This window comes from Pantoea sp. CFCC18177 (assembly GCF_059412425.1).
On record NZ_JBNBPL010000030.1, the window covers coordinates 39,692 to 54,250 of the forward strand.

A 14,559-nucleotide genomic window follows, 5' to 3' on the forward strand; every position below is an offset into this window, starting at 1 on the left:
CACACGCGTTGCCGGAAGCAATGTGAAGGAAAGAGTATGTTAAGCATTAAAGATTTACAGGTTAGTGTTGAAGACAAAGAAATTCTGCGCGGACTGAACCTTGAAGTAAAACCGGGTGAAGTGCACGCCATTATGGGACCTAACGGTTCGGGTAAAAGTACCCTGTCGGCAACACTGGCTGGTCGTGAAGATTACGAAGTTACCGGCGGTTCTGTCAGTTTCAAAGGCAAAGATTTGCTGGAGCTGGAGCCGGAAGAGCGCGCGGGTGAAGGTATCTTCATGGCGTTCCAGTACCCGGTAGAGATCCCGGGTGTCAGTAACCAATTCTTCTTGCAGACTTCTGTCAATGCGGTGCGCAAATACCGTGAGCAAGAAGAACTGGATCGTTTCGACTTCCAGGACTTCATCGAAGACAAAATCAAACTGCTGAAGATGCCAGAAGATTTGCTGACTCGTTCAGTAAACGTCGGCTTCTCCGGTGGTGAAAAGAAGCGTAATGACATCTTGCAGATGGCAGCGCTGGAACCTGAACTGTGCATTCTGGATGAAACCGACTCCGGTCTGGACATTGATGCACTGAAAATTGTCGCTGAAGGCGTTAACAGCCTGCGTGACGGTAAGCGTTCATTCATCATCGTGACTCACTATCAGCGCATCCTGGATTACATCAAGCCTGACCACGTACACGTGCTGTATCAGGGCAAGATCGTGAAATCTGGCGACTTCACGCTGGTTAAGCAGTTGGAGGAGCAAGGCTATGGCTGGCTTACCGACGAAGAGTGATAATGCGCTGCAACAGTGGCACCACCTGTTTGAATCGCGCGGTGAAGCGCGCTCATTGCAGGCACAGCAGCACTGGCAGCAACTGATGCGTCTTGGCTTGCCAACTCGCAAGCACGAGAACTGGAAATACACCGCGCTGGATGGTCTGCTGGCCAATCAGTTCGTGTTACCCGAAGAACAGGCGGTGTCTGCCGAGCAGGTGGCCGAATTGGCTCTGCCGCTGGACGCTGTTCGTCTGGTGTTTGTTGATGGCCGTTTCCAGCCCGAGCTGAGCGCGCGCGACACCGAATTGTTTGAGGTGCAGCACAGCCGCGCGGCTGAGCGCCGTCCGTTGCCAGCCGCCGTGCAGCCTGAAGTGTTTCTGCATCTGACTGAAAGCCTGGCGGAAGATGTCACCTCTATTCGTCTGGCGCGCGGCAAATCAGCAGCTCGCCCGCTCTACTTGCTGCACATCACCAGCGGCAAGGCCGATGCGCTAAACACGGTGCATCACCGTCATCACCTTGAGCTGGAGCAGAGTGCTGAAGCTGAGGTGATTGAGCACTACGTCACGCTTAACGGTGCCTCGCACTTTACCGGCGCGCGTTTTACTTTTGCTGTCGCAGACAATGCCAAGCTGAAGCACATTAAGCTGGCCTTTGAAGAGAGCAGCAGCTACCACTTTGCGCACAATGACATTGTGATTGGTAGTGATGCGCAGGTCAGCAGTACCAGTTTTCTGCTGGGTGCGGGCTTGTCACGTCACAACACCAGCGTGCAGCTCAATGGTGAAAATACTGAGCTGGCACTGAACAGCCTGATCTTGCCGATCAATTCAGAAGTGGCGGATACCCGTAGCTATCTGGAGCACAACAAAGGCCACTGCCTGAGTCGTCAGCTGCACAAAACCATTTCGCGTGACAAAGGCCGTTCCATCTTCAATGGTCACATTAAAGTGGCACAGCATGCGCTGAAAACTGACGGGCAGATGACCAACAACAACCTGTTGCTTGGTCGCCTGGCGGAAGTTGACACCAAGCCACAGCTGGAAATCTATGCTGATGACGTGAAGTGCAGCCACGGCGCGACTATTGGTCGTATCGATGACGAGCAGATGTTCTATCTGCGTTCGCGCGGTATCACCGAAGAAGCGGCACAGCAGATGATCATCCATGCGTTCGCGGCCGAATTGACCGAGATCCTGGAAGAAGAGTCACTGCGTCAGGTGGTACTGCAACGCATTACGGCGCGTTTCCCCGGAGTTGAGTTATGAGTTTCGATCTCGAACGAATCAGAGCGGAATTTCCGATTCTGAAACGTGAGGTCAACGGACATCCGCTGGCCTACCTTGATAGCGCGGCCAGCGCTCAGCGCCCGCTCGCGGTTATCAATGCGGAAAGTTATTTCTACCAGCACGGCTACGCCGCCGTGCATCGTGGTATTCACTCGCTGAGTGCCCAAGCCACTACCGACATGGAAAACGTGCGCACCCAGGCTGCGCGCTTTCTTAATGCGGCCTCGCCGGAAGAGATCATCTTCGTTAAAGGCACCACTGAAGGCATCAATCTGGTCGCCAACAGCTGGGGCGGCAGTCAGTTGCAGCCCGGTGATAACATCATCATCACCGAGATGGAGCATCACGCCAACATCGTGCCTTGGCAGATGGTGGCGCAACGCACCGGTGCTGAAATTCGCGTGTTGCCACTGAATGCACAAGGCGAATTGGCTCTGGAGCAACTGGGTGGTCTGATTGATAGCCGCACCCGTTTGCTGGCGGTGACGCACGTTTCCAACGTGCTCGGCACGGTGAACCCGGTCAAAGCCATTGTTGCGCAGGCGAAAGCCGCAGGCGTGGTGACGCTGGTGGACGGCGCGCAAGCCGTGATGCACCACGCGGTGGATGTGCAAGATATTGACTGCGATTTCTACGCCTTCTCCGGCCATAAAATCTATGGTCCGACCGGTATCGGTGTACTGTATGCGCGTAAAGCGCTGCAGGAAATCATGCCGCCGTGGGAAGGCGGCGGTTCAATGATCGATCAGGTTATGCTGCCAACTGGCACCACCTGGAACAGCACGCCATGGCGTTTTGAAGCGGGTACACCTAATACTGGTGGCATTATCGGACTGGGTGCCGCGTTGAGCTGGATCAGCGAACTGGGTTTGGAAGCGATCAATGAGCGTGAAAGCGCGCTGATGCGTTACGCACTGGATAAACTGGCCTCGGTGCCTGATCTGGTGATTTACGGTCCCGCGCAGCGTAGCGGTGTCGTTGCTTTTAACCTCGGCAAACACCACGCGTTTGACGTAGGAAGTTTCCTTGATCAATACGGTATTGCCATCCGTACCGGCCATCACTGTGCGATGCCGCTGATGCGTCATTTTGCGGTGCCAGCCATGTGTCGCGCCTCCTTCGCCCTGTACAACAGTGAAGAAGAGGCCGATCGCCTGGCGGCAGGTTTGACCCGTATTCATCGTCTGCTGGGCGGTTGAGCAGATTTCAGGAGTAATCCATGGCGAATTTGCCAGATAAAGAGAAACTGGTGCGCAATTTTAATCGTTGCGCAAACTGGGAAGAGAAGTACCTTTACATCATTGAGCTTGGGGCGAAATTACCAGAATCCTCTGAAAGCTTGCAGCAACCTAAGTACGTGATTTCAGGTTGCCAGAGCCAGGTTTGGATCCGCATGACCCCCCAGGCAGATGGCACCATCGCCTTTGAAGGTGACAGTGATGCCGCTATTGTTAAGGGTTTGATTGCAGTGGTGTTTAGTCTATATCAAGGGCTGAAATCACAGGAAATTCTCGACCTCGATGTTCGTCACTGGTTTGGCGAATTAGCACTGACTCAACACCTCACTCCTACGCGTTCGCAGGGACTGGAAGCGATGATTCGCGCGATCCGTCATAACGCACAAAGCCTCAGCTAAGTTACACTCCCCAGACCCCGGCATGACCGGGGTCTGTTCCATCCGACAAAGAGAAAATTGCATGAAACCAGCGTTACGTTTAGCCGGTGCATTGCTGTTGTCCTGCTTCGGGCTTTCTGCACCTGCATTTGCTACGGAATATCCCCTGCCAGCCGATAACAGCCGTTTAATTGGCGAGAATACCCTGACCACCGTGCCGGACGACAAACGGCCCTTAGAGAGCATTGCTGCGCATTATAAGATTGGTATGCTCGGCATGTTAGAGGCCAACCCTGGCGTTGATCCCTGGTTGCCGAAGGCCGGTACCCAATTAACGGTGCCGCTGCAGATGCTGCTACCGGATGCGCCACGGGAAGGTATCGTTGTTAACCTTGCGGAACTGAGATTGTATTACTATCCGAAAGGCGAAAATCGCGTGGTGGTCTATCCGATCGGTATCGGTCAGTTGGGTGCAGCGACACCCAATATGGTCACTACTATCAGCCAGAAGATCCCCAACCCGACCTGGACTCCTACCGTCAATATCCGCAAACGCTACGCCAAAGAGGGCATTACTCTACCGGGTGTGGTGCCTGCAGGGCCTGATAACCCAATGGGGCTGTTTGCCATGCGTCTGGCGCGAGGAACCGGGCAGTATCTGATTCATGGCACCAACGCTGACTTCGGCATTGGCATGCGTGTCAGCTCTGGCTGCATTCGTTTACGTCCGGATGATATCGAAGCGCTGTTTAACAGCGTGCCGAAGGGAACCCGCGTACAAATCATCAATGAGCCGATTAAGGTGGCCGTGGAGCCGGATGGTAAGCGTTACGTCGAAGTGCATCAGCCACTGTCACGTAATGAGAAGGATGATCCGCAAACCATGCCAATTGCGCTGACGGCGAAGATGAAGGCTTTCCTCAATAGCCAGCACAGTGACACGGCATTGATGAAAGAGGCGATTGCACGCCGTTCTGGCATGCCGGTGTTGGTAAGCAGTGGCGAGCCAGTCACACAGGACACGGCGTTACCTGCAGTGCTGCAAACGCAGCAGAAGGGGGAACAAGCCACCATCACCGAGGCACTGGGAGAGGCTAAGACAACGCCTTAACGCAGGGCCAAAATCAGGACAAAAAAAATGGTGCCACATGGGCACCATTTTTCAAACCAGAACTCTTACTTACGGTAAGAGTGAGCCTGGTTGTCCAGACGCTGGTTAGCGCGAGCTGCGTCATCTTTAGCAGCCTGAACGTCAGAACGGATTGCGTTCACGTCGTTGCTCAGCTGGTCAACTTTAGCGTTCAGAGTCTGAACGTCTGAAGACAGCTGGTCGATTTTAGCGTTGCTTGAGCAACCAGCCAGCAGAGTTGAACCCAGAATTACCGCGCCCAGTACCAGTTTAGTACGATTCATTATTAATACCCTCTAGAATTGAGTTAATCTCCATGTAGCGTTACAAGTATTACACAAAGCTTTTTGAGTTGAGAATAAATTTTTGATGAGAACATGCTTAAATTTGATCGTTCGCTCAAAGAAGCAGCGTTTCGCAGAAGATGATGAAAATATTTAGCTAAAACAGAGAGATTTAATCGGACTAACCTTAATTGTGCGGGATATTGAATAGTTATTTTCGATTGGAAAATTCTGGTTTTTGTATTAGCGCAAGATTAAAAAAAGCGCCTTAAAAAGGCGCTTTTAAATAAAACTTCAACCAAAAATCAGAGTACGTGCACCGAAGCGGTGTTGGTGGTGCCACTTGGCACCAGTGCGCCAGAAACCATCACCACGACATCACCTTTTTGTGCGTAGCTGCTGTCCAACGCCAGTTCTTTACCAATGCGGTAGAAATCGTCAGTCGAGGCAATTTCAGTGACCAGGCGCGTTTCAATACCTTTGCTCAGAATCAACTGGCGCGCGGTGGTAGGATTGGTAGTCAGTGCCAGAATGGTGGCGTATGGGAAATATTTACGCACAGCCTTGGCTGATTTACCGCCTTCGGTTGCCACCACAATCACTGGCGCTTCCAGTTTCTCTGCGGTCTCAACAGCACCGCGACAAACGGCTTCAGTGATACGCAGTTTGCGGGACTCCAGCAGCTCATCGATACGTGATTTCATCACGCGATCGGTACGCTCACAGATGGTTGCCATGATGGTGACAGATTCGAGTGGATACTTACCTTTAGCACTTTCGCCAGACAACATGACAGCATCGGTGCCATCCAGGATGGCGTTGGCCACATCACCGGCTTCCGCACGGGTAGGGCGCGGGTTTTTGATCATGGAGTCCAGCATCTGCGTAGCGGTAATCACCACTTTGCGTGCTTTGTTACACTTCTTGATCATCATCTTCTGAGCGAAGATCACTTCTTCAACCGGGATTTCAACACCCAGATCGCCACGAGCCACCATGATGCCGTCAGAAGCTTCGAGAATTTCGTCGAAGTTATTCAGACCTTCCTGGTTCTCGATCTTAGAGATGATCTGAATGTGTTCGCCACCGTGTGCTTTCAGGTGCTCACGGATCTCCAGGACATCTGAACGCTTACGGATAAAGGAAGCAGCAACAAAATCGACGTTCTGTTCGCAACCGAAAATCAGGTCACGCTTATCTTTTTCCGCCAGAGCGGGCAGCTGAATGGAGACACCTGGCAGGTTAACGCCTTTGTTCTCACCCAGATCGCCGTTGTTCAATACGGTGCAAACTACGGTGTTTTCAGTGACTTCAGTCACTTGCATCCCGATCAGGCCGTCATCAACCAGAACGGTATTGCCGATTTTCAAGTCTTCAGTGAAGCCAGAGTAGGTCACAGCAACACGTTCGTTGTTGCCAATCACTGACTGGTCAGTGGTGAAGGTGAAGGTCTGGCCAGCCTTTAATGAAACGTCATTGCCACCGTCCAGTTTCATGGTACGGATTTCAGGGCCTTTGGTGTCCAGCAGAATCGCGGCCTGACGACCGGTTTTTTCCATGACGGCGCGCATATTGGTAATACGCTGGCCATGTTCGGCATAATCACCGTGAGAGAAGTTCAGGCGCATGACGTTCATGCCTGCTTCCAGCAGTTGAGTCAGCATCTCTTCAGATTCGGTTTTCGGACCGATAGTACAAACAATCTTGGTCTTTTTCATGTCAGGTTTTCTGTAAGTTGTGATGGATGATAAAGGTCGGGATTCGCAGCGCAAGGCAGCGAAGTGAAAATGAGTATGGTGTTGGTTCGGATCGTACAGAAGTAAGAATAGGTGACGAAGGCCAGCCGTGCAGAGAAGTTATGCAGTACGCGAGGGAACTGGTTAGGCAGTGTTGCGCAAATCATTTGAGTTGTTTGCATAGGCACGTTAGCGCTGAAACCTTTCAGGTGGACAACGCGGCATAGTATAGTCGCTAAGTATGCGAAAACCAATATAAAAGCTAAGAGAGAAAACGATTCAGATCAAGGAAAGGGGTGTTGCGCAAAGAGAGAGAATACGAAAAGTGGTGCGCTCTAATGGACTCGAACCATCGACCCCCACCATGTCAAGGTGGTGCTCTAACCAACTGAGCTAAGAGCGCATTGCAGAAATTTGGTGCGTCCGAGTGGACTCGAACCACCGACCCCCACCATGTCAAGGTGGTGCTCTAACCAACTGAGCTACGGACGCACTTGGTGCGCTCTAATGGACTCGAACCATCGACCCCCACCATGTCAAGGTGGTGCTCTAACCAACTGAGCTAAGAGCGCAACATGCTGTCAGGGCGACAGCGGGGACGAATATTAACGGCAGGCCGCGATGCTGGCAAGGGAAAAAATGAATTTCCATGACGACTGACCAGCATCTGTGCGACCCGCTGTTTTTTTAAGCGAGAAGGGGCCAAATAACGGCCCCTTCAGCCACTTAGCGCGCTGCACGTGCCAAAATGACCTGTGCAGGCAGGCGCTGCAAACGTCGAATTCGCCAGATCATCATGATGGCGGCGGATGTCAGGCCAACAATGAATCCACACCAGAATCCAGCCGGACCCAGTTTAGGTACGACCCAGTCCGTCAACGCCAGAATGTAGCCGACGGGTAATCCCAGCACCCAATAGGCAATAAAGGTAATGAAGAAGATCGACCGCGTATCTTTATAGCCACGCAGAATCCCGCTACCGATCACCTGAATAGAGTCGGAGAACTGGTATATCGCGGCCAGCAGCATTAACTGGGCTGCGAGCGTAATCACTTCAGGATTCGCGGTGTAAAGCGCCGCAATATCTGCTCTGAATGTCACGGTGAAGATCGCCGTGATCGCGGCCATGCTGATCCCCACACCTTGTCCGGTCCACGCCGCCACACGTGCTTGATCTGCGGAGCCTTGCCCCAAACGGTAACCGACACGGATGGTGGTTGCCACGCCGAGTGATAGTGGCAACACAAACATCAGCGAACTGAAGTTCAGCGCTATTTGGTGCCCCGCAACTTTAACAATGCCTAACGGCGAAACCAGCAACGCCACAACGGCGAACAGGGTCACTTCGAAGAACAGCGCCAACGCCACAGGTAAACCTAACGTGAACAGACGCGATAGCACGGCTTTTGAAGGCGCGGACCAACGTGTGTTCATGCGAATATCGAGCATGCTGGCCATGCGTTTCACCCAGAAGCGCATCACAATGAACATCACCCAATACACCGAGGCTGTTGCTACGCCGCAACCGACACCGCCGAGCGCGGGCATGCCAAAATGGCCATAAATGAAGACATAGTTCAGCGGGATGTTCACCATCAGGCCCAGAAAACCGAGTAACATCGCCGGTTTGGTTTTTGACAAACCTTCACATTGGTTGCGAGCGACCTGGAAGAAGAGATAGCCAGGCGCGCCCCACAATAAGGCGTGCAGATACCCCTCTGCTTTAGCTGCCAGTTGCGGATCGATATCATGCATCGCATGGATGAGATAACCCGCGTTCCACAGCACAATCATGATCAGCAACGCCACGGCCAGGGCTAACCAATACCCCTGGCGTACCTGTTCTGCGATGCGTTCACGTCGCCCTGAACCGTTGAGTTGCGCAACGGTTGGCGTCAAAGCCAGTAGAAGACCATGACCAAACAGAATGGCGGGAAGCCAGATAGAGGTGCCGACAGCAACGGCGGCCATATCCGTGGCGCTTACCGCACCGGCCATAATGGTATCCACAAAACCCATCGCTGTCTGAGCCACCTGAGCAAGGATGACCGGGATCGCGAGGGCCAGCAATTGACGCGCTTCTGTTAAATACTTCTGCACGTAACACCTGCTTAAATTATCAAGAGAGTGGGGTGAAATCCCCAGAGAATGCGCGGCATAGTGTAACGGGAGCACTCTGTTCCACCAAACTTTGATCGCATTTTGTTAAGTTATTTGTGTAAAGTTTGAACTCCGGCAAATTAAACGCCGCAGGCCAAGCTGTGATAAACTACGGCAAACTTCACCAAGGCTGAGATTATGTTTACTGGGATTGTGCAGGGCACGGCCGAAATTATCGCCGTTGAAGAAAAAGAGTTGTTTCGTACCCATATTGTGCGTTTGCCGGAAGAGTTGTTGCCCGGTCTGGCACTGGGCGCATCGGTTGCGCATAACGGTTGCTGCCTGACCGTGACGGCGATTGAGGGCGATCGCGTCAGTTTCGATTTGATCAAAGAGACATTGCGCATTACTAACCTGGGTGAATTACAGGTTGGCGATGTCGTGAATATTGAGCGTGCGGCGAAGTTCAGCGATGAAATTGGCGGTCACTTAATGTCCGGCCATATTATGACCACGGCTGAAATTTGCAAAATTATCCAGTCAGAAAACAACCGTGAAGTGTGGTTTAAATTGCAGGATGCGTCGCAAATGAAATATATCCTGCATAAAGGCTTTGTGGGCATCGACGGCATCAGCCTTACGGTTGGGGATGTGACGAAAAGCAAATTCTGCGTGCACCTGATTCCGGAAACGCTGGAACGCACCACGTTGGGAGCCAAAAAGCTGGGGCATAAGGTCAACATTGAGATCGACCCGCACACGCAGGCGATTGTCGAAACCGTTGAGCGCGTATTGGCGCAACGTGAAGCAGCAGCGTTAGCTCACCTCGACGACGCGGAATAAGAGAGAAAAAAGGCGCCCGCGGCGCCTTTGTTTTTTGCTTCACGCACAATCAACGTGCTACACGCAAACCGCCATCCTTCCCGCGACTGAATACCACCTGCCACAGCTGAATATCACGCGCACGGAAAGCACCCGCGCAGGCGTTGAGATAGTAGCTGAACATGCGTTTGAAACGGTCGCCGTACTTCTCTGACAGCTGCGGCCAGGCCGCCTGGAAACGTTCATACCAGGCCATTAACGTGGTGTCATAGTCAGCGCCAAAGTTGTGCCAGTCTTCCATAATAAAATGTTTCTCGCTGGCATCAGCAATTTGACGCACAGAAGGCAGGCAGCCATTCGGGAAAATGTATTTATCAATCCACGGATCGACATTCATATCCGTGGTGATGGCACCAATGGTATGCAGTAAAAATATGCCGTCTGGTTTGAGGTTGCGATCAGCGACGTCAAAATAAGTGGCATAGTTTTTCGGCCCCACGTGCTCGAACATCCCAACAGAAACAATACGGTCAAATTGCAGATTCAAATCGCGGTAGTCTTGCAACAGAATGGTGACATCCAGGCCTTCACAGCGCTGCTGGGCCAGTTTCTGCTGCTCAGCGGAAATGGTGACGCCATGAACTTTCACGCCATAGTGACGCGCGGCAAACTCCGCCAGTCCACCCCATCCGCAACCGATATCCAGTAGTGTCATACCCGGTTCGAGCTGCAATTTGCGGCAAATCATATCTAATTTGGCGTATTGCGCCTGTTCAAGCGTCTCCGCATCTTTCCAGTAACCGCAGGAATATTGCATGAAAGGATCGAGCATCAGCGAAAAAAGGTCATTGCCCAGATCGTAATGTTCTTTACCAACAATCCATGCGCGTTTTTTCGACTGTAAATTGGTCAATCGCGCGGCAGCAATGCGCAACGTATCCTTGAAATGGTGAGGCAGTTGTTTGTCCAGATGTTGTTTCAGTACGCGATGGAAAAATACATCCAGCTGTTCGCAATCCCACCAGCCGTCCATATAACTCTCACCTAAACCCAACGATCCTTCTTGCAAAACACGTTTGAAAAAATCAGGGTGCTTAACCTGAATATCCCAGGGGCGTGTGCCATTGATGGTAACATCAGCGCGTTCCAGTAATTCGCTGACGATACGAAACCAGTGGTTTTCTTCAAGGCTCACTTCTTCTATACACGATGAACTCATAGCTTCTCCATCACCTTTCCGATTTGAACCTGAGGAAATAATAGTCAATTTCCCCAGGCCTGTGAGAGAACTCACGGAAAATCCGTGCGCCACATAGCCGACGTTTTACAGAGGTATGAATCTGAATAGAAATGTCTGGCACAAATCAGGAGAGGAAGATCGTGCAGACGCCATCCCAGCGACAGAGTCGCTTAAAATTAATACAATTATGTTATTGATTTGTTACGGAAATGCTGACCCACCGAGTATATGCTCACGTGGGGCAATATTCAACGAGTTATCGTTAGTATGCTAACGAAAGTTATTTCGTTAGTGATTATCTTCGCAGGGACGAGAGTTGTGAGCAACATCACTTTGTGCGCAAGGCGAACGCTGCCAGATAAAGCCAGCCCATGCCAGCACGACCGTTGCCACCATCACGAGGGTCGTATTGTGCAGCGCTTGTGCTAATCCGGCGGATACCAGCAGACTGGCAATAAAGCACAGGCCGAGTTGAAACAGGTTCTGTAAACCCGCCGCTTTACCTGTGGCCTGAGGGAAGGGGGCCAAAGCACTGGCAACCACTATCGGGTAAATCGCGCCATTTGCCAGCGCCATGCCGCAGAAAGGCAGCAATAATGCCACTAATGATGGAGCAGGCAGCATGGCGACCACAAACAGACTGAGGATGCTCAGGCTATACACCACCAGCAGCCATGGAAGAAGTTGCGCACCCTGATAACGATTGAGCAACGCGCGGCAGCCGAAGCCACCAATCAGAAAAGCAATGGTCTGTGGGATATAGCTCAAGCCAATGTCTGCGGGTGTTAACCCTGCTGAGGCGAGAATAAAAGGTGAACCGGTTAGCCACGCGAAAAAACTGGCAGAACAGGCTGAGTAAATCAGCACGTTGCCACTGTATACGCGGGTCTTCAGCAGCGTGAGCCAGCCAGGTTGCGCAACCTTTGCAGCCTGACCCTTTTTGCGGGCAGTCAGTTGCAGGGTGCCAATGAGCAGCAAAACGGTGATCGCTGTGAGCGCGATAAAAATACTGCGCCAATGGAAGTGTCCCATTAGCCAGGCACCCAGCAATGGGGCTAAAGCTGGCGAGAGCGCGACCAGAGGCATGATGGTGGCAAACACTTTGTTGGCTTGTGCTTTCGGGTAGCGATCCACCACCAGTGCCTGCCAGCTCACGGCCGCCGCACAGACGCCCACAGCCTGTACGAAGCGCAATGCCAGCATCAGGTTTACATCTCTTACCCACAACATGCCAAGGCAGCCCAAGGCGAAAAGTGTCAATCCTGCCAACAGAATTGGTTTACGACCAAAGCGATCCGACAAGGGGCCCCAAAACACCTGCGCACAGGCAAACCCACCGAGAAACAGGCTAAGGCTGGCGCTGATCGTACCCGGAGCCGTGGCAAAATCGCGTTGCATGTCACCAAAAGCGGGCAGATACATATCCGTGGCGAGAAAGCCGAGCATACTCAGCAAGGCAAGGTAGGGCAGAAATCCTTTTGAAGACAACATAGTGATTCTCATTGGCAGATTGAACGCCGGGGAGTGTAAAAGAGTGCGTTATGGTTTGTGAAACGCTAATATTTGCAATCTGCTGTTAAAAATTTTGAAGGCAAATCCATGTGGTCTGAGCATGCACTGGAAGTAGTAGATGCGGTGGCGCGCACCGGCAGTTTCAGCGCGGCAGCGCAAGAGTTGCATCGTGTGCCTTCTGCCGTCAGCTATACCGTCAGGCAACTGGAAACCTGGTTAGCGGTTCCGTTGTTTGAACGTCAGCATCGTGAAGTCGTCTTAACACCAGCTGGTGAGCACTTTGTCCGTGAAGGGCGATCTGTTATCAAAAAAATGCTTGCAACGCGCAGGCAGTGCCAACAGTTGGCGAACGGCTGGCGCGGACAGTTGAGCATCGCGGTGGACTGCATCGTCAAACCCCAGCGCACCCGACAACTGGTGAAAGATTTTTACCGTCATTTCCCGGATATGGAGCTGATTATCAGCTACGAAGTGTTCAACGGTGTCTGGGATGCGCTGGCCGACGGGCGTGTTGATGTCGCTATTGGCGCAACGCAGGCGGTTCCGGTTGGCGGGCGTTTCGCCTTTCAGGATATGGGGGCCTTAAACTGGCGTTGCGTTGTCAGTCCCGATCATCCGTTGGTCAACAATACAGAATTAAATGATGAAATATTGCGTGCCTGGCCATCGCTGGTGCTGGAAGATACGTCTCGCGCATTACCCAGACGTATGACCTGGACCCTGGACAATCAGCGGCGTTTGGTGGTGCCGGAGTGGGAAACCGGAATGGATTGTTTGCAGGCGGGATTGTGTGTCGGCATGGTGCCAGGGCATTTAGCGCGGCCACTGTTGGATCAAGGCACGCTGGTGGAATTGCCACTGCCGCAGCCGTTTCCTGACAGCCCTTGCTGTGTCAGTTGGTCAGAGCAGCGAGCATCACCCGCGTTGGATTGGCTTCTGGCTTATCTGGGTGATGCAGAGACGCTGAACCACGAATGGCTCAGCGAAACGCGAGGTTAGCGGCGATAGTCGCGGAATGGGCCATCGGCAACGGAGCGGCGCTCAATCAAGGTCGGTTGAACCTCAATCGTTTGTGGCTCTTCACGCTTGCTGGTGATGCGATCCAGCAACATTTCGAGCGCTTTCTCACCCAACTCAGCCTTCGGTTGGTGCACGGTGGTGAGCGCTGGTGTGAAAAAGCGCGCGTTGCGCACGTTATCGTACCCGATCACGGAAATATCTTGCGGGACGCGCAAGCCCATCTCATCGGCTGCGCAAATCGCACCCATTGCCATGATATCGCCACCACAGAATACGGCAGTTGGACGCTGTTTCTGATTCAAGATTTGTTGCATCGCCTGATAGCCTGAATCGGGTTCAAAATCACCCTGCACAATCCACTCTGGCCGCACCGTGACCCCGGCTTCATTCATTGCCTGCAAGAAGCCAGCGTGGCGTCCACCGCCCGTGTTGCGTTCAAGTTGTCCCGGGATCGCGCCAATATCGCGGTGACCACGTTCGATCAAATAGCGCCCAGCCAAATAACCGCCATGGAAAGCATTGTCCTGCACGGTATCGGTAAAGTCACCGCGCGAAGCACCCCAGTCCATCACCACCATCGGGATATTGCGATTCTCCTCCAGCATTTGCAGCAGGTCATCTGGGTATTCGGAGCACATGACCAACAGACCATCGACGCGCTTCTGCGCCATCATCGAGAGATAAGCACGCTGCTTTTGCAGGTCGTTGTGCGCATTGCCAAGGATTAATGTGTAGCCGCGCTCGAAGCAGTGATTCTCAACCGCTTCAATGATCTCAGCAAAGTAGGGAGCTTCACTTGAAGTCGCCAGCAATCCCAATGTCTTGGTGTGATTGACCTTCAAACTGCGCGCAACGGCGCTGGGGGAATAGTGCAATTCTTTAATTGCTTCCCAAACGGCGTTACGCGTCTCTTCTGCGACAAAACGCGTTTTGTTGATGACATGCGAAACCGTGGTGGTGGAGACACCCGCGCGTTTTGCTACATCTTTAATTGTGGCCATGAAAAAGGTACTCCCCGGCTTATCGCAACGTACTGATAAGTATA

At 52.5% G+C, this 14,559-nt stretch carries 13 protein-coding genes and 3 tRNA genes; 7 read left to right on the top strand and 9 right to left on the bottom strand.

Annotated features, from left to right (window positions below):
- Positions 1–36: 36 nt before the first annotated feature.
- The 5 genes from sufC to ACPUC8_RS22780 all read left to right on the top strand — a co-directional run bounded on the left by sufC (position 37) and on the right by ACPUC8_RS22780 (position 4,782).
- Positions 37–783, top strand: coding sequence for a Fe-S cluster assembly ATPase SufC (sufC, locus tag ACPUC8_RS22760; protein ID WP_039335776.1), 747 nt, complete (start codon positions 37–39; stop codon positions 781–783).
- Complete coding sequence (gene sufD / locus ACPUC8_RS22765) at positions 758–2,035, top strand: Fe-S cluster assembly protein SufD (RefSeq protein WP_494927402.1); 1,278 nt, start codon at positions 758–760, stop codon at positions 2,033–2,035. The genes sufC and sufD overlap by 26 nt, the downstream gene beginning before the upstream one ends.
- Positions 2,032–3,255, top strand: a complete 1,224-nt coding sequence (gene sufS / locus ACPUC8_RS22770) for a cysteine desulfurase SufS (RefSeq protein ID WP_039335780.1) — start codon at positions 2,032–2,034, stop codon at positions 3,253–3,255. The genes sufD and sufS overlap by 4 nt, the downstream gene beginning before the upstream one ends.
- A gap of 20 nt (positions 3,256–3,275) precedes the next feature.
- On the top strand, positions 3,276–3,692 hold the full coding sequence (sufE, locus tag ACPUC8_RS22775; protein ID WP_039335784.1) for a cysteine desulfuration protein SufE: 417 nt from the start codon (positions 3,276–3,278) through the stop codon (positions 3,690–3,692).
- A 61-nt stretch (positions 3,693–3,753) separates the two neighbouring features.
- Positions 3,754–4,782, top strand: a complete 1,029-nt coding sequence (locus ACPUC8_RS22780; RefSeq protein WP_039335786.1) for a L,D-transpeptidase family protein — start codon at positions 3,754–3,756, stop codon at positions 4,780–4,782.
- A 65-nt stretch (positions 4,783–4,847) separates the two neighbouring features.
- Here the strand turns inward: ACPUC8_RS22780 and ACPUC8_RS22785 are convergent, their stop codons facing one another.
- From ACPUC8_RS22785 to ACPUC8_RS22810, 6 genes are all read right to left on the bottom strand, one after another.
- Entirely contained in the window at positions 4,848–5,084 is a 237-nt protein-coding gene (locus ACPUC8_RS22785) for a major outer membrane lipoprotein (protein WP_007374746.1), read from the bottom strand.
- Positions 5,085–5,389: 305 nt separating this feature from the next.
- On the bottom strand, positions 5,390–6,802 hold the full coding sequence (pykF, locus tag ACPUC8_RS22790) for a pyruvate kinase PykF (RefSeq protein ID WP_283227708.1): 1,413 nt from the start codon (positions 6,800–6,802) through the stop codon (positions 5,390–5,392).
- Positions 6,803–7,146: 344 nt separating this feature from the next.
- Positions 7,147–7,223, bottom strand: a tRNA-Val gene (locus ACPUC8_RS22795).
- A gap of 12 nt (positions 7,224–7,235) precedes the next feature.
- Positions 7,236–7,312 (bottom strand) — tRNA-Val (locus ACPUC8_RS22800).
- Between the two features lie 3 nt (positions 7,313–7,315).
- Positions 7,316–7,392, bottom strand: a tRNA-Val gene (locus tag ACPUC8_RS22805).
- A gap of 154 nt (positions 7,393–7,546) precedes the next feature.
- Positions 7,547–8,920, bottom strand: coding sequence for an MATE family efflux transporter (locus ACPUC8_RS22810; protein ID WP_494927403.1), 1,374 nt, complete (start codon positions 8,918–8,920; stop codon positions 7,547–7,549).
- 198 nt (positions 8,921–9,118) lie between these two features.
- Between ACPUC8_RS22810 and ACPUC8_RS22815 the strand changes: the two genes are divergently transcribed.
- On the top strand, positions 9,119–9,763 hold the full coding sequence (locus ACPUC8_RS22815) for a riboflavin synthase (RefSeq protein WP_039335793.1): 645 nt from the start codon (positions 9,119–9,121) through the stop codon (positions 9,761–9,763).
- 49 nt (positions 9,764–9,812) lie between these two features.
- On the opposite strand, the gene cfa is transcribed toward ACPUC8_RS22815, so the two are convergent.
- Positions 9,813–10,961, bottom strand: coding sequence for a cyclopropane fatty acyl phospholipid synthase (cfa, locus tag ACPUC8_RS22820; protein WP_039335795.1), 1,149 nt, complete (start codon positions 10,959–10,961; stop codon positions 9,813–9,815).
- Positions 10,962–11,270: 309 nt separating this feature from the next.
- Positions 11,271–12,473, bottom strand: coding sequence for a purine nucleoside transporter PunC (gene punC / locus ACPUC8_RS22825; protein WP_494927404.1), 1,203 nt, complete (start codon positions 12,471–12,473; stop codon positions 11,271–11,273).
- Positions 12,474–12,581: 108 nt separating this feature from the next.
- Here punC and punR point away from each other — a divergent pair, with 108 nt between their 5' ends.
- Complete coding sequence (gene punR / locus ACPUC8_RS22830; RefSeq protein WP_494927405.1) at positions 12,582–13,493, top strand: DNA-binding transcriptional activator PunR; 912 nt, start codon at positions 12,582–12,584, stop codon at positions 13,491–13,493.
- Here the strand turns inward: punR and purR are convergent.
- Positions 13,490–14,515 (bottom strand): HTH-type transcriptional repressor PurR, encoded by a 1,026-nt coding sequence (purR, locus tag ACPUC8_RS22835; RefSeq protein WP_039335801.1) that lies wholly within the window; start codon positions 14,513–14,515, stop codon positions 13,490–13,492. The two genes, punR and purR, sit on opposite strands and share 4 nt — an antisense overlap.
- Positions 14,516–14,559 lie beyond the last annotated feature (44 nt).

Excerpts from the sequence above, each read along its gene's own strand:
- ACPUC8_RS22785 (WP_007374746.1), bottom strand. The coding sequence starts at position 5,084 with ATGAATCGTACTAAACTGGTACTGGGCGCGGTAATTCTGGGTTCAACT.
- punR (WP_494927405.1), top strand. The coding sequence starts at position 12,582 with ATGTGGTCTGAGCATGCACTGGAAGTAGTAGATGCGGTGGCGCGCACC.
- cfa (WP_039335795.1), bottom strand. The coding sequence starts at position 10,961 with ATGAGTTCATCGTGTATAGAAGAAGTGAGCCTTGAAGAAAACCACTGG.
- sufS (WP_039335780.1), top strand. The coding sequence starts at position 2,032 with ATGAGTTTCGATCTCGAACGAATCAGAGCGGAATTTCCGATTCTGAAA.
- punC (WP_494927404.1), bottom strand. The coding sequence starts at position 12,473 with ATGTTGTCTTCAAAAGGATTTCTGCCCTACCTTGCCTTGCTGAGTATG.
- sufC (WP_039335776.1), top strand. The coding sequence starts at position 37 with ATGTTAAGCATTAAAGATTTACAGGTTAGTGTTGAAGACAAAGAAATT.
- sufE (WP_039335784.1), top strand. The coding sequence starts at position 3,276 with ATGGCGAATTTGCCAGATAAAGAGAAACTGGTGCGCAATTTTAATCGT.
- pykF (WP_283227708.1), bottom strand. The coding sequence starts at position 6,802 with ATGAAAAAGACCAAGATTGTTTGTACTATCGGTCCGAAAACCGAATCT.
- ACPUC8_RS22780 (WP_039335786.1), top strand. The coding sequence starts at position 3,754 with ATGAAACCAGCGTTACGTTTAGCCGGTGCATTGCTGTTGTCCTGCTTC.
- ACPUC8_RS22815 (WP_039335793.1), top strand. The coding sequence starts at position 9,119 with ATGTTTACTGGGATTGTGCAGGGCACGGCCGAAATTATCGCCGTTGAA.
- sufD (WP_494927402.1), top strand. The coding sequence starts at position 758 with ATGGCTGGCTTACCGACGAAGAGTGATAATGCGCTGCAACAGTGGCAC.
- purR (WP_039335801.1), bottom strand. The coding sequence starts at position 14,515 with ATGGCCACAATTAAAGATGTAGCAAAACGCGCGGGTGTCTCCACCACC.